This window comes from Mesobacillus stamsii, assembly GCF_030814065.1.
Classification (GTDB): Bacteria; Bacillota; Bacilli; order Bacillales; family Cytobacillaceae; genus Mesobacillus; species Mesobacillus stamsii.
In genome coordinates this window covers 234,811-249,388 of sequence record NZ_JAUSUN010000003.1, presented here as the reverse complement: position 1 = coordinate 249,388, position 14,578 = coordinate 234,811, and the positions used below count along the sequence as shown (strand labels likewise).

Here is a 14,578-nt window from a genome sequence, read left to right as displayed (position 1 = left end):
AAGGATTAAGATTATTAGCGTTAGCATAGAAACAAAAACTCTTGGAACAAGAGGGTTAGCTCGGTCAGTTTTTGTTGGCTAGGAAAAGCAACGATGAGTCGAGAAGCCCCCACTTCAAGCGACCTGTAAGGGTGGTAAGTGGTGGGAGTAGTTCACAGCGTCTACCATGTAGATTCGCTTGTCTGTACTTCTTGTTATATTTAAAATCGTACAAGCATATATTGGAACGAGTGTAATTGTTTTCAGTCGAACAATTTTAAGGGAGGTTCGTTTCAAATATGCGTGTATCCAATGTAACGGTCAGAAAAAGGCTTGCTCTCGTTCTTGTAATCGGAATTTTGCTGTTTTTGATCATAGATGTCCGGCTTGGCTATGTTCAATTTATGCTTGGTGACTTTTTGACAGAAAAGGCGAAGGACTCATGGAGCAGGAAAGTTCCGTTCGAACCGCAACGAGGAGAAATTACCGACAGAAATGGAGTGGCACTGGCGACAAATATAAGCACTCCGACTGTTTATGTCGTTCCTCGCCAGGTGAAGGATCCACGGTCTGCGGCAGAAAGCTTGGCCAAAGCATTGAATATGCCAAAGGAAAAGGCGTACCAGCATATTACCAAAAAAACAATGATTGAAAAGATCCCAGAGGGAAGGAAAATCTCCCACGAAAAAGCGAAGGAAATCAGGGCGCTCGATATTAAAGGTGTTTATATCGGGGAAGATTCAAAACGTCATTATCCATATGGTAGCTACCTGTCTCATGTTCTCGGTTTTGCAGGTGTGGATAACCAAGGTTTGATGGGACTGGAATTATACTATGATGAGGAGCTAAAAGGGAAGAAGGGATCTGTGCAATTTTATGCGGATGCCAAACAGCAGCGGATGCCAAACATGGCAGATGACTACGAACCGCCTAAAGATGGGCTAGATCTTAAGCTGACAATCGACAGCAGGGTACAGACCATTATCGAGAGGGAAATGGATATTGCGCAGGCGAAATACAATCCAGATGGGATGATTGCGATCGCGATGAATCCGAAAAATGGGGAAATCCTGGCAATGTCCAGCAGACCTGATTTTGATCCAGCGAATTTTCAAAATGTACCGCCGGAAGTGTATAATAGGAACTTGCCGATCTGGAGTACGTATGAACCTGGATCAACGTTCAAAATCGTTACCCTAGCGGCTGCACTTCAGGAAGGAAAGGTAGATCTAGAAAAGGATCACTTTTATGATTCGGGTTCAGTCGAGGTAGCGGGTGCGAGGATACGCTGCTGGAAAAAGGGTGGACATGGTGATCAAACCTTCCTAGAAGTGGTTGAGAATTCATGCAACCCGGGCTTTGTTGAGCTCGGGGACAGACTTGGAAAAGAAAAACTGTTTCAATATGTAAAGGGTTTTGGCTTTGGCGAAAAAACGGGCATCGACCTCCAGGGAGAAGGCAAGGGAATTCTATTTAATCTCGATAAGGTCGGACCAATTGAACAGGCAACAACAGCGTTTGGTCAAGGTGTATCCGTGACCCCGATTCAGCAGGTTGCTGCTGTTTCAGCGGCGGTAAATGGTGGCATACTTTATACCCCTTATATAGCCAAGGAATTGATTGACCCGATTACGGGGGAAGTTGTGATGGAAAAGACCCCTCAGGCAAAAAGAAGAGTCATTTCGGAGAAAACTTCAAAGGAACTTCGGTATGCACTTGAAAGTGTCGTTGCTAAAGGCTCAGGTAAAAATGCATATGTAGAATCATACAGAATTGGTGGCAAGACAGGTACTGCCCAAAAAGCAAAAGATGGACGTTATCTCGAAAATAACCATATCGTTTCCTTCCTTGGCTTTGCGCCTGCGGATGATCCACAGATTGTGATTTATGTTGCTGTTGATAATCCAAAAGGTACAGTCCAGTTTGGCGGGGTGGTAGCCGCGCCGATTGTCGGGGATATCATGGAAGATAGCCTGAGAGCAATGGAGGTCCCACCGAGAAAGGATCAAATTGAAAAGGAACTCACATGGCTGGATACACCTATGGTGGAGGTTCCTGATCTTATAGGCTTATCCAAGGATGAACTAAGACAGCAATTGATCCATTTCCAGCTTGATATCGCAAAAGACGGAGAGAAAGTAGTCGAACAGCTTCCCTCACCTGGAGTGAAAATCAAGGAAGGATCGACGATTAGGGTGTATATGAATGATTGACAGAGGCAGCATAGGGTAGAATCAATAGAAGGCGGCGGCAGGATCGAGATCCGCCGCTGCTTTTGCATGCTCCAATAAGCGAAAAAGCATGCGGGGTATTAACAAGATAAATGGATAGTTTCCTATCTTTTGAGGAAAAACGCTGGTGCTTTTTCATCCAAGCGATAGCTAAATTTAGTCTAATAATGTAAAATAAAAGTCGCGATGTTGTTTGAGAGGATTTGATATTTATGAAATTGCACGAATTGATTGGGTATTTACATCCATTCGTGGATTACAAGGGAGAAAACCCTGAGATTACTTCGATTGAAAATGATAACCGACGCGTGAATCCGGGAAGTTTATTTATATGTATTAAAGGCTACACAGTGGATGGCCATGATTTTGCCGGTGCAGCAGTAAGAAATGGAGCGGCGGCAGTTCTTGCGGAGCGTGAGCTTTCTGTCAATGTCCCGGTTATTGTAGTGAAGGATACTATGCGAGCGATGGCGGTGCTTGCCGATGCTTTTTATGACCAGCCAAGCAAGAAACTGTATGTAATTGGAATTACAGGGACGAATGGAAAAACGACTACTAGCCATATTATTGAAAAGATTTTCAAGGATGCTGGTCAAAAAACTGGCTTAATTGGTACAATGTACACTAAAATCGGCGAACAAACTTTTGACGTGAAGAATACTACTCCGGAAAGCCTGACACTGCAGAAGACGTTTAAGAAAATGGTCGATGAACAGGTCGACACAGCTGTTATGGAAGTATCCTCACACGCGTTGGCCTATGGTCGCGTCCATGGTACCGACTATAATGTGGCAGTCTTTACGAATTTGACTCAGGACCATCTCGATTACCATAAAACGATGGACGAATACAAGAAGGCGAAAGGCTTGCTGTTTTCACAGCTAGGCAATACATTCAACCATGAAGCCCCAAAATTTGCTGTTTTGAATGCGGATGATCCGGCCAGTAAGGACTTCGCGATGCTGACAGCTGCTCATTTATTAACCTATGGTATTGACAATTACGCTGACTTGCAGGCAATGAATATCTCCATGACTGCGAGCGGAACAACATTTGATTTGGTCAGTCCATTTGGAACAATGAAGGTAACCATTCAGCTGATCGGCAAGTTTAGTATCTACAATGTCCTTGCAAGCATTGGAGCCGCTCTTGTATCTGGAATTTCTCTGGAGGCAATTATTAAATCAGTAGAACTTGTAAAAGGAGTCTCAGGAAGGTTTGAAGTGGTAGATGCAGGCCAGGATTTCTCTGTCATTGTAGACTATGCCCACACACCAGACAGTCTGGAGAACGTTCTGAAAACCGTGCAGCAATTTGCGCAAAAGAGAATTTTTTGTGTAGTTGGCTGCGGAGGCGATCGTGACCGAACGAAACGGCCGCTTATGGCAAAAATTGCCTGCGAATATGCAACGAATGCCATTTTCACCTCTGACAACCCGCGCAGCGAAGATCCGTCAGCCATCATCAAGGATATGGAAGAAGGAGTCAAGGGGGAAGTGTATACTTCGATTGTTGACCGAAGAGAAGCGATTCAGCATGCCATTAACCATGCCGAAACAGGGGATGTCATCTTGATTGCCGGAAAGGGTCATGAAACGTATCAGCAAATTGGAGACAGAACGTTTGATTTTGATGATAGGATTGTAGCACGTGAGGCGATAGAGGAGAGGTAAAATGCTGACATACCAGGATGTATCGAGACTGTTTTTGAAGGTGAGTGGATTAAAAGAAGCAGAGATTCGCTTTCATACTGTAAGCAGCCAGGCAGATGCCGAACAGCCAAAGGGATTGTTTGTTCCGATTAATGATGAATCTGGAACTTTACAAGAAGCGATTTCGAACGGTGCCGTAGCAGCGCTATGGCCTGAAGGAGTACCAGTTCCGTTCTATACTCCCAATCACTTCCCGATTTTTTTTGCGCAAGATCATTTGAAAGGTTTAGAGGAAATCATGAAATCATACTATAACTATTTGGTAGAACATGAAGAAATAAAGGAAAGAACTAAATTTATTTTCCCAGAAATCGATCTTCTTAATGAAGGGAATAAAACATATCATATAGCTGTGATGGCCGAAAAAATTAATGGGTTTGACGGCAATAGAAGCAAGGCAGGTGAGGAATAACGTGCTCGAGCAAGTTATCTTTTTCACAATATTGATGAGTTTTTTAATTACGGTTCTGCTTTCGCCAGTAGTTATTCCTTTCCTGAAAAGGCTTAAATTTGGTCAGAGCATTAGAGAAGAAGGCCCAAAATCACATCAGAAAAAAACAGGAACTCCGACAATGGGCGGAGTGATGATTTTAGTTTCCATTACCATCACAACGCTTGTTATGGCAGGAAAGTTTTCGGAGCCTACAGTGGAAACCTATCTATTGCTATTTGTCACTTTAGGGTTTGGTCTGCTTGGTTTCATGGACGATTTTATTAAGGTCGTCATGAAGCGAAACCTTGGTTTAACGTCCAAGCAAAAATTACTTGGTCAAATAATCATTTCAGTCATTTTTTTCTTGATTTTCAATCAAAGTGAATTTTCTACAGTCGTCAAGGTCCCGTTAACCGACCTTTCTTTTGACCTCGGTTGGGGATATGCGCTGTTTATCGTTTTTTGGATGGTTGGATTTTCCAATGCCGTTAACTTAACGGACGGGCTTGACGGGCTGGTTTCCGGGACGGCAGCTATTGCTTTTGGTGCGTTAGCTGTGCTCGCATGGAACCAGTCCCAGTACGAACTTTCTATTTTTTCCGTCGCGGTTGTAGGTGCAGTATTAGGATTTCTTGTTTTTAACGCCCATCCTGCAAAAGTGTTCATGGGTGACACTGGCTCTCTTGCATTGGGTGGCGCGATTGCAACTGTCGCAATACTGGCAAATCTTGAAATTATCCTGATCATCATTGGCGGAATTTTCGTGATTGAAACATTATCTGTGATCCTGCAAGTTGTATCATTTAAAACAACAGGAAAAAGGATTTTTCGGATGAGTCCGCTTCACCATCACTATGAAATAATTGGCTGGTCCGAATGGCGGGTAGTAGTGACATTCTGGACGGTAGGCTTGCTGTTTGCGATCTTGGGAATTTATATTGAGGTGTGGATTTAAATGAAAGCTATTAAAACCTATGAACATAAAAAAATTCTCGTTCTTGGCCTCGCCAAGAGCGGGGTAAGCGCAGCTGCTCTGCTACATAAATTAGGCGCTTTCGTAACCGTCAATGACAGCAAACCTTTATCGGAAAATCCCGAAGCACAAGGCTTGCTTGAACAGGGGATCAAAGTGGTCTGCGGGAGTCATCCGATTGAATTGATGGATGAAGGATTCGAACTTGTTGTCAAGAATCCAGGAATTCCGTATTACAATCCAATGATCCAAAAGGCAGAAGAATACGGGATCCCGGTCATTACGGAAGTGGAGTTAGCCTACCAGATTTCAGAGGCGCCGCTAGTAGCGATTACTGGAACGAACGGAAAAACTACAACAACAACCTTGATTTTTGAAATGCTTGAAACGAGCAAGAAACATCCACTGATCGCCGGGAATATTGGAACAGTTGCATCCACTGTGGCCCAAAAAGCAACGGAGGAGAATATGATTGTTATTGAGCTCTCATCCTTTCAATTGATGGGAATCGGTACGTTTAGGCCGAAGATTGCTGTGATCACCAATTTATACGATGCACATCTTGATTATCATGGTTCAAGGGATGAATATTTTGCAGCGAAAGCGTTGATTACGAAGAACCAGACCGAAGAGGACTATCTGATCGTAAACGCTGATCAGGAAGAGGTCTTGAAGATCGCACGCGATTCAAAAGCGCAAATCGTGCCTTTTTCGACGAATGAAGTACTGAACAGCGGCGCATACGTGGATAATGGCTGGATATGCTTCAATGGGGAGCAGATCATGGAAACGAAGGATATTGTCCTACCTGGGAAGCATAATCTCGAAAATATTCTGTCCGCTGTAGCGGCAGCATTACTATCTGGAGCGGATCAAGAAGCGATCATCAAAGTTCTGACTACATTTGTTGGTGTCCGCCATAGACTACAATATGTTGGAAATATTGCTGGCCGGAAATTTTACAATGACTCAAAAGCAACAAATATTCTGGCAACTGAAAATGCCCTGGCGGCTTTTGAAGAGCCAATCGTATTGCTGGCCGGAGGCTTAGACCGAGGGAATTCCTTCAACCAACTTATCCCCTCTTTAAAAAACGTCAAAGTATTGATTACTTTTGGAGAGACTGCTGAAAAAGTAGGACAGGCTGGGTACGAAGCGGGAATAAAAACGATTCTTCGCGTCGATAATGTGGAAAAGGCCGTTCCCGTGGCTTTCCAATATTCAGTACCCGGAGATGTGATCCTGCTCTCGCCAGCGTGTGCAAGCTGGGATCAATATAAAACTTTTGAAGTCAGGGGAGACATGTTTATCGAGGCCGTGCATAAGCTTAGGTAAGGGCTTGTCTTGAACAACTTGACTCAGGTTGCCTGTCTTTGATTGCAGGCTGGATGGGAAGCGGCATATGAGCCCTAAATCATACAGCCGAGGTGTTTGCATTGCCAACGAAAAAATCGACCCCAGATATGTTCCTGATGATTGTCACCTTTGCACTTTTGACGGTGGGACTAATTATGGTTTACAGCGCAAGTGCTGTCTGGGCTGACTATAAATTTCAGGACTCTTTCTTTTTTGCGAAACGGCAGCTGCTATTTGCAGGAGTAGGTATTATCACGATGTTTTTTATCATGAATATTGAGTACTGGACATGGCGAACTTGGGCTAAAACCATTTTGATTATCTGTTTTGTTCTGTTAATTCTTGTGTTAATTCCTGGAATAGGGAATGTGCGAAATGGCTCAAGGAGCTGGATAGGCATCGGCGCGTTCTCGGTTCAACCATCAGAATTCATGAAACTTGCGATGATTGCGTTTCTCGCAAAGTTTTTGGCCGAAAACCAGAAGGCTATCACCTCTTTTAAAAAAGGTCTTGTACCCTCACTGGGACTTGTTTTTTTGGCATTTGGTCTGATAATGCTGCAACCGGACCTCGGTACAGGAACAGTGATGGTCGGCACTTCCGTTGTCATCATTTTTATCGCTGGAGCAAGAATCAGTCATTTCGTGGGCCTTGGTCTTCTGGCTGTTGCAGGGTTTGTTGGCTTAATTGCCTCTGCCCCTTACAGAATAAAACGGATTACTTCCTTTCTAGATCCATGGCAAGACCCACTTGGAAGCGGGTTCCAAATGATTCAATCACTCTATGCCATAGGACCGGGAGGATTGTTTGGGCTAGGGCTAGGACAAAGCCGGCAAAAGTTCTTTTATCTTCCGGAACCACAGACGGATTTTATCTTTGCGATTTTGGCTGAAGAACTCGGATTCATCGGAGGGTCCTTGGTTCTTCTCTTATTCTCTATCCTCCTCTGGAGAGGCATCAGAATCGCGCTAGGGGCACCCGATTTGTTCGGTACATTTCTGGCAACTGGCATCATTGCGATGATCGCCATCCAGGTTATGATCAATATCGGTGTGGTTACGGGCCTCATGCCTGTTACAGGAATCACCCTCCCATTTCTTAGTTATGGAGGATCTTCCCTGACATTGATGCTAATGGCTGTTGGAGTGCTGCTCAATATCAGCCGTTACTCGAGGTATTAAACCATACAACAATGAATGGACCCTGGAAATCAGGGTCTTTTGTTTGTGGTTTTTGCGGGATACAAGGTAGAGCTCTTGAATTTTGGACATTTCTTTTATTATGTTAGGATTTTTCCTATGTTCATGCTATATTACAGTTAAATAACAATCCTTTTAAAAACTGTTATGCAGTTTAGAATATAGTAGAATAGGGTAAAACCGGAGAGTGTCTTTTTTAATGGCAGTCTTACGGAACTGATGCTTACATGTTGGTCCATTTTAGAAAAGAGATAAGTTATTGAGGTGTAGAAAATGAGAATTGCAGTTAGCGGCGGCGGTACAGGAGGACATATATATCCTGCGCTTGCACTAATCAGGGAAATTCACAAAAAGGATGAAGATGTTGAGTTTCTATACATAGGAACAAAATCGGGTCTTGAAAGCACGCTTGTGCCGAGGGAGAAAATTCCTTTTAAGTCCATACATATTACAGGCTTCAAGCGGAAACTTTCCTTTGAAAACGTAAAAACGGTGCTGCGATTCCTGAAGGGTGTAAGAGATAGTAAAAAAATGCTCAAAGAATTCCATCCTGATGTCGTCATTGGTACAGGCGGCTATGTATGTGGTCCGGTGGTCTATGCAGCTGCTAAAATGGGCATACCAACCATTGTCCACGAACAAAATAGCGTACCAGGTTTGACCAATAAATTTCTGAGTCGATACGTTGACAAGATTGCCATCTGCTTCGAGGAAGCAAGGCAGTTTTTCCCGGAACAAAAGGTCGAAATGACCGGTAATCCCCGTGCGTCTGAAGTGTTGGGCCAGGATGGAATCAAAGGAAGGCTGTCGACTGGCCTAAAACTTAAAGTCCCGACCGTGCTAATCTTCGGCGGGAGCAGGGGTGCCAAGCCGATTAATGAAGCGGTCATCAAAAGTCTGACAGAGTTAAGCAGCAAACCATATCAAGTATTATATGTAACTGGCGATAGCCATTTCGAAGAAGTCCAGCAAGAGGTTGAACTTGTCGGCAATCCAGAAAACGTGATTATCAAACCGTTTATACACAATATGCCAGAAGTCCTGGCCGGTGTGGATTTGACAGTGGCTAGGGCGGGAGCGACGACGCTTGCTGAACTGACTTCTCTCGGAATCCCAAGCATATTGATTCCCAGTCCATATGTAACAGATAACCACCAGGAAAAAAATGCCCGAGCTTTGAGTGAGAAGGGAGCGGCACGACTGCTGCTTGAAAAAGACTTAACCGGGCCAAAACTGGTGGAGAGCATTGACCAAATTCTCGGGCAGGAAAAGAAGTTGGCTGACATGAAAAAAGCAGCAAAGAAGCTTGGCATGCCCGATGCGGCTCAGAGGGTTTATCATTTAATAAAGGAAATAGCGGCAAAGTAGCCTATTGGGCTTATGCTGCATAAACTGCTGTATTAAGGCTGCATCGTGAAAGGAAGATTAATTATGAAGGGTCTTGCTAGCAAACTTAGAGAAATGAATATCGGAACGGTAAAGGAACATGAGCCGCTCGCGAATCATACATCAATGAAAATTGGCGGTCCTGCAGACATACTAATTGAGCCTTCTTCAATTGAAAATCTGAAAAAGGCAGTGGAAGCTATTAAGGAAACTGGAGTGAACTGGACGGTAATCGGCAGAGGTTCCAATCTTCTCGTTTCGGATAAAGGGATTGAAGGCGCAGTAATCAAGCTAGGATCTGGAATGGATGATTTGAAGATGGAAGGCACTACAGTCACGGCCTATGCAGGCCTTTCCCTTGTAAACTTTGCAATCACCATTAGTCGCAAAGGGCTTTCCGGCCTTGAATTTGCCGGAGGTATCCCTGGATCGGTCGGAGGCGCCGTCTATATGAATGCAGGAGCCCATGGGTCTGATATTTCCAAAATACTGGAGAAAGCTTATGTGTTGTTTGAAGATGGCTCCCTGGGGTGGCTTTCGAAAGAAGCAATGAAGTTTTCTTATCGAACCTCAGTCCTCCAAAAGGAGCTTCCTGGCATCGTGGTCGCTGCTGTTTTCCAGTTGAAGGAAGGGAACAAAGAGGAGATCGTAGCAGAGCTTCAAAAAAACAAGGATTATCGGAAAGAGACACAGCCATACAATTATCCAAGCTGCGGCAGTGTGTTCAGGAATCCCCTTCCTGAACATGCAGGTAATTTGATCGAAAAGTCCGGTCTAAAGGGCCATCAAATTGGCGGTGCGCAAATCTCCGAGCTTCATGGAAATTTCATTGTGAATAAAGGCGATGCAACGGCGGAGGATGTTCTCGGTCTGATCCAGCATGTCAAGGATACAGTAATGGATTTACATGGGGTGAAAATGGAGACAGAGGTAGAAATTATTGGACGGAAATAGTAGGAAAGTGAATCAAGCTGTAAAATTCTGTGATATAATAAATCATTAGATTCAGCAAAGAGACGGCATGAATTTCATGCATGCCGTTCGGTTTTCACAATTACTGGACAAGATACCTACCTGCTGCTAAAAGGCTTTAGTCAGCAAACTGGTTCTTTGAACGACCTGCCATTAAGGGATGGGCTTTTTAGCGGATTAAAGAGGGGAATGAATATGGAAAAGCGGAAAATCGTCTCGCTTGAGGACCGAATTCCTAAACTGAAACTGGAGAGAAGAAAAAAAGCCAATCGCAGGCTAACCATGCTGCTAGCTTTATTTTTCCTATTGATTGCAGGGATAATTTATTTCCAGTCACCGCTTAGCAAGGTGAAAGAAATTACTGTTTCGGGTAACCATTCGTATACTTTTGACCAAATGGTTGAGCGAACGGGCTTGTCTCTGGAAACGAATATTTGGAAGATCAACAAGGGAGAGGTTGAAAAAAAGCTGGAAAGTATCGCAGAAATTAAAAACGCTACGGTCCATGTTAAACTGCCGAATACAGTGGAGATTAAAATCGAGGAGAATGACAGGCTAGCGTATATCTCAAAAGGAAAGAGCTTCTACCCGGTTCTGGAAAATGGTCATATACTTGGGGAGAAACAAATGGATGAAATTCCAGTGAACGCACCAATCTTGATCGGTTTTAATGAAGGAGAAGTATTGGACGAAATGCTGGCATCCCTTGAAAAATTACCTGAAGAGGTCATCAATTCCATCTCTGAAATTCACTCAAAGCCGGAGAAAACGGATCAATATTTGATCAGGCTTTATATGAACGATGGATTTGAAGTGAATGCGACACTTCGGACTTTTTCAGAAAAAATGACCCATTACCCGTCGATTGTCAGCCAGCTTGACCCTAATAAAAAGGGTGTCATTGATCTCGAGGTGGGCTCTTATTTTAAAGCATATGAAGCAGAGGAAGCTGAAAAAGTTGAAATGGAACAAGAAAATGGACAGTAACCGAGTAGTTCTTTCGATTGTTTTCCTGGTTCTTGGCTTCATGATCGCTTTTTCATTCCGTGTGACCAAGGATGATGGCGATCAAGGCAACCGATTGACGGACAGGCAGTGGGAACAGCATATTAGCCTGCGAAACCAGTTAATTGAACAGGAAGAAAAAAATCGCGAACTACAGAAAGAATTGAATGCCAAGCAGGAAAAGGTAAGGGAAATTGAAACCAGCCTCTCTAAGGAGGCCCAAGTTTTTTTTAACATGGCGGAAGACGCTGAAAAGTACCGGATGTTCCTTGGTAAGGTTAAGGTCAGCGGAAAAGGTGTGAAAGTAACGCTTGCTGATGGGGAGTACGATCCGAATGAAGAGAATATTAATAATTATCTTGTCCATGAACAACATGTTTTTAAAGTGATTAATGAACTGTATATTTCGGGTGCAGCAGCAATTGCAGTGAATGGCCAGAGAATAGCGCATAATTCCTATATATTATGCACTGGCCCGGTTATTACCGTGGATGGCTATCAGCACCCTGCTCCGTTTGAAATCACTGCGATTGGTGACCCTGAAGTCCTTTCCTCCGCCTTGAATATTACCGGCGGGGTAAAAGACCAGCTCGTAAATGACCAAATTGTATTTTCATTGGAAAAACAGTCGGAAATTACGATGGAACCGTTACTTGGAAATTAACTCTTTTACTTATAAGGAAATTTATGGATTCCTGAATAAAAATACGAAAAGGCCTTGTAGAAAGCCAGGTGAAATACGATGGGGCGACCTAAAAATCTTAGCTTCAGCTTGATTGCTGCAATAATTGGCTTAATGGTCGCCATTCAGTTTCAAACCGTCAAGGAGCCAGAAGTTCGGGATACACGAGACACATGGCAGCTTCGGGAGGATTTAATGAAAGAGAAGGAATTGCAGTCTAGGCTGCTCCTTGAAATCAGATCGAACGAAGAAAAACTCACCAAGTATGAAACTGAACGGCAGCAAAGCAAAGAAGAAGTACTCCGTGAAACACTCGCTGAATTGAAGGTGGAAGCTGGATTGGAAGAGATGAAGGGCCCTGGAATTTCCCTGTCGATTGAGCCGGCGTTCAATCTAATTGTCGAGGGGGACAATCCTCCTTCTGTTTCTCCTGACTTGCTCAAGAGGCTCTTAAATGAATTAAATATGTATGGAGCGAAGCACATTTCAGTTGACGGGGAACGGGTCATCAATACAACGGTCATTCGGGACATTAACAGGGTGACAAAAATCAACAACCATTCCCTGAACCGCTTTCCCATTGAAGTGAAGGTTATTGCTGAGAACAGGGATACTGCTGAAAAACTATACAACCGAATGAAAATTTCAGCGGTAGCCGATGATTTCTTTATTGATAATCTGGAAGTAAAAGTAAACCAGCCAGTCGGAGACTTGGTCGTGCCTGCTTATCAGGATACGATTAGGATCAGATACATGGAATCTGCAACATCAGGAAAAGGGGGAGGCAACGGATAATGTGGCTTCCAATAATGGGGTTGATCATCGGTGCCATCATAGGCCTGTTAACCGATATCCGCATCCCAGACGAATACGCGAATTATTTATCCATCGCAATCCTTGCAGCCCTTGATACATTGTTTGGCGGGATTCGGGCACAGCTTCAAAATATTTACGATGAAAAGGTTTTTGTTTCAGGTTTCTTTTTTAATATAATCCTTGCTGCAAGTTTAGCTTTTCTAGGTGTTCATCTTGGTGTAGACTTGTATTTAGCAGCCGTCTTTGCCTTCGGGGTAAGACTGTTTCAGAATATAGCGGTCATCAGGAGAATAATGTTGACAAAATGGTCCACAACAAGTAAAAGACAGAAAAAAAATTGAATTTTTAAAAGGGAAATATGTAATCGCGACGAATAAAGTAATTAAATAAGAAAAGTGTAAGCTTCAGCCCCGACAAGTGCTGGGCTGGTCCATTTTCAAAAAGAAATCGCAATTAGATAACAGAGTGATAATTGTTGTTCAAACACTAGGATTCATTGAAGGAGGTGCCACAGAATGAACAGCAATGATATATATGTAAGTCTTGACATCGGTACATCCAGTGTTAAGGTTATCATTGGGGAAATGGTTAATGATACACTAAATATAATTGGTGTTGGCAATGTGAAGTCTGAAGGATTGAGGAAGGGCTCCATTGTTGATATAGATGAAACCGTTCATTCTATTAAAAGGGCAATTGAACAGGCTGAAAGAATGATAGGTTTAAAGATTAATCAGGTGATCGTTGGGGTCACCGGCAATCATGTTTCACTTTTGCCATGCCATGGTGTGGTTGCGGTTTCCAGCGACAATCGCGAAATTGCAAACGAAGATGTTGCGAGAGTCATTGATGCTGCACAGGTTGTATCAATCCCGCCTGAGCGAGAGATAATAGACGTGATTCCAAAGCAATTTATTGTGGACGGACTTGATGAGATCAATGATCCTAGAGGCATGATCGGTGTCAGGCTTGAAATGGAAGGAACGATCATTACTGGATCAAAGACAATCTTACATAATACTCTTCGTTGTGTGGAGCGTGCTGGACTTGAAATTGTGGATATAGGCCTTCAGCCTCTTGCTGCCGGTGCATTCGCACTTTCGAAGGATGAGAAGAATATGGGTGTCGCAATGATTGACATCGGCGGCGGTTCATCAACTGTTGCTGTATTCGAAAATGGACACTTGCGGGGAACATCTGTTATACCGGTTGGAGGAGACCATATTACTAAGGATTTATCCATTGGATTGCGTACAACGACCGAAGAAGCGGAGCAGCTAAAATTAAAGCATGGACATGCCTTTTACGACCATGCTTCCGAAGATGAGGTATTTGAAGTCTCAATCATTGGCAGCGACCAGCATCAGCAGTTCAACCAACTAGAGGTAGCCGACATCATTGAAGCAAGAATGGAAGAAATCTTCTCCCTTGTCCAGGATGAGTTGAAACATATGAACATCAGGGACCTGCCTGGCGGATTTGTCCTTACCGGAGGAACAGCCAATATGCAGGGAGTGATGGAGCTAGCCCAGGACATTTTTCAAAGCAGGGTTAGGATTGCCATTCCAGACTATATTGGCGTCAGGGAACCTCAATATACGACTGCAGTAGGATTGATTCAGTTTGCTTATAGAAACGCCAAATTAAAAGGAAAGAAAATGGAAGCTGCGTTTGGCGAATTAGAACCGAAAGAAAAGAGAGCTCAAAAACAGCCGCATCCAAAATCGAAGCCTGAGAAACAGCCTGAAGAAAAAGTCACCTCAAGAATGAAAAAATTTCTTGGCTACTTTTTTGAATAATCAGACTAACAGGAAATCGACGAATTAGGAGGATT

General features: G+C 43.5%; 13 protein-coding genes. All 13 read left to right on the top strand.

The genetic code is table 11. The features are described from left to right. The first annotated feature begins 278 nt into the window (after window positions 1–278). Complete coding sequence (locus J2S25_RS03850; protein ID WP_044396366.1) at window positions 279–2,192, top strand: stage V sporulation protein D; 1,914 nt, start codon at window positions 279–281, stop codon at window positions 2,190–2,192. A 230-nt stretch (window positions 2,193–2,422) separates the two neighbouring features. Then, the gene (locus J2S25_RS03845) at window positions 2,423–3,883 is read left to right on the top strand and encodes a UDP-N-acetylmuramoyl-L-alanyl-D-glutamate--2,6-diaminopimelate ligase (protein ID WP_307191240.1); all 1,461 of its coding nucleotides are present in this window, start codon (window positions 2,423–2,425) and stop codon (window positions 3,881–3,883) included. 1 nt (window position 3,884) lies between these two features. Beyond that, on the top strand, window positions 3,885–4,334 hold the full coding sequence (locus tag J2S25_RS03840; protein ID WP_044396362.1) for a hypothetical protein: 450 nt from the start codon (window positions 3,885–3,887) through the stop codon (window positions 4,332–4,334). A gap of 1 nt (window position 4,335) precedes the next feature. Next, the gene (gene mraY / locus J2S25_RS03835; protein WP_044396360.1) at window positions 4,336–5,310 is read left to right on the top strand and encodes a phospho-N-acetylmuramoyl-pentapeptide-transferase; all 975 of its coding nucleotides are present in this window, start codon (window positions 4,336–4,338) and stop codon (window positions 5,308–5,310) included. Further along, window positions 5,311–6,663, top strand: coding sequence for a UDP-N-acetylmuramoyl-L-alanine--D-glutamate ligase (gene murD, locus J2S25_RS03830; protein WP_044396358.1), 1,353 nt, complete (start codon window positions 5,311–5,313; stop codon window positions 6,661–6,663). It abuts the gene before it with no gap. Between the two features lie 101 nt (window positions 6,664–6,764). After that, complete coding sequence (spoVE, locus tag J2S25_RS03825; protein WP_044396356.1) at window positions 6,765–7,865, top strand: stage V sporulation protein E; 1,101 nt, start codon at window positions 6,765–6,767, stop codon at window positions 7,863–7,865. A gap of 291 nt (window positions 7,866–8,156) precedes the next feature. Continuing rightward, window positions 8,157–9,251 (top strand): undecaprenyldiphospho-muramoylpentapeptide beta-N-acetylglucosaminyltransferase, encoded by a 1,095-nt coding sequence (gene murG, locus J2S25_RS03820; protein ID WP_307191239.1) that lies wholly within the window; start codon window positions 8,157–8,159, stop codon window positions 9,249–9,251. A 63-nt stretch (window positions 9,252–9,314) separates the two neighbouring features. Then, the gene (gene murB, locus J2S25_RS03815; RefSeq protein ID WP_044396352.1) at window positions 9,315–10,223 is read left to right on the top strand and encodes a UDP-N-acetylmuramate dehydrogenase; all 909 of its coding nucleotides are present in this window, start codon (window positions 9,315–9,317) and stop codon (window positions 10,221–10,223) included. Between the two features lie 213 nt (window positions 10,224–10,436). Beyond that, a complete protein-coding gene (locus J2S25_RS03810) occupies window positions 10,437–11,228 on the top strand; it encodes a cell division protein FtsQ/DivIB (RefSeq protein WP_044396350.1) in 792 nt (263 codons plus the stop codon). Continuing rightward, window positions 11,176–11,910, top strand: coding sequence for a DUF881 domain-containing protein (locus J2S25_RS03805; protein ID WP_044396347.1), 735 nt, complete (start codon window positions 11,176–11,178; stop codon window positions 11,908–11,910). The genes J2S25_RS03810 and J2S25_RS03805 overlap by 53 nt, the downstream gene beginning before the upstream one ends. A gap of 78 nt (window positions 11,911–11,988) precedes the next feature. Then, window positions 11,989–12,723, top strand: a complete 735-nt coding sequence (locus J2S25_RS03800) for a DUF881 domain-containing protein (protein ID WP_044396345.1) — start codon at window positions 11,989–11,991, stop codon at window positions 12,721–12,723. Continuing rightward, window positions 12,723–13,085, top strand: coding sequence for a small basic family protein (locus J2S25_RS03795; protein WP_044396342.1), 363 nt, complete (start codon window positions 12,723–12,725; stop codon window positions 13,083–13,085). Before J2S25_RS03800 ends, J2S25_RS03795 begins: the two co-directional genes overlap by 1 nt. Before the next feature lie 174 nt (window positions 13,086–13,259). Continuing rightward, window positions 13,260–14,543, top strand: coding sequence for a cell division protein FtsA (gene ftsA / locus J2S25_RS03790; RefSeq protein WP_044396340.1), 1,284 nt, complete (start codon window positions 13,260–13,262; stop codon window positions 14,541–14,543). Window positions 14,544–14,578 lie beyond the last annotated feature (35 nt).

Bases quoted from the DNA above. Each gene is read 5' to 3' on its own strand.
- J2S25_RS03850 (WP_044396366.1), top strand. From the start codon at position 279: ATGCGTGTATCCAATGTAACGGTCAGAAAAAGGCTTGCTCTCGTTCTT.
- J2S25_RS03845 (WP_307191240.1), top strand. From the start codon at position 2,423: ATGAAATTGCACGAATTGATTGGGTATTTACATCCATTCGTGGATTAC.
- J2S25_RS03840 (WP_044396362.1), top strand. From the start codon at position 3,885: ATGCTGACATACCAGGATGTATCGAGACTGTTTTTGAAGGTGAGTGGA.
- murD (WP_044396358.1), top strand. From the start codon at position 5,311: ATGAAAGCTATTAAAACCTATGAACATAAAAAAATTCTCGTTCTTGGC.
- murG (WP_307191239.1), top strand. From the start codon at position 8,157: ATGAGAATTGCAGTTAGCGGCGGCGGTACAGGAGGACATATATATCCT.
- murB (WP_044396352.1), top strand. From the start codon at position 9,315: ATGAAGGGTCTTGCTAGCAAACTTAGAGAAATGAATATCGGAACGGTA.
- J2S25_RS03810 (WP_044396350.1), top strand. From the start codon at position 10,437: ATGGAAAAGCGGAAAATCGTCTCGCTTGAGGACCGAATTCCTAAACTG.
- J2S25_RS03805 (WP_044396347.1), top strand. From the start codon at position 11,176: ATGAAGCAGAGGAAGCTGAAAAAGTTGAAATGGAACAAGAAAATGGAC.
- J2S25_RS03800 (WP_044396345.1), top strand. From the start codon at position 11,989: ATGGGGCGACCTAAAAATCTTAGCTTCAGCTTGATTGCTGCAATAATT.
- J2S25_RS03795 (WP_044396342.1), top strand. From the start codon at position 12,723: ATGTGGCTTCCAATAATGGGGTTGATCATCGGTGCCATCATAGGCCTG.
- ftsA (WP_044396340.1), top strand. From the start codon at position 13,260: ATGAACAGCAATGATATATATGTAAGTCTTGACATCGGTACATCCAGT.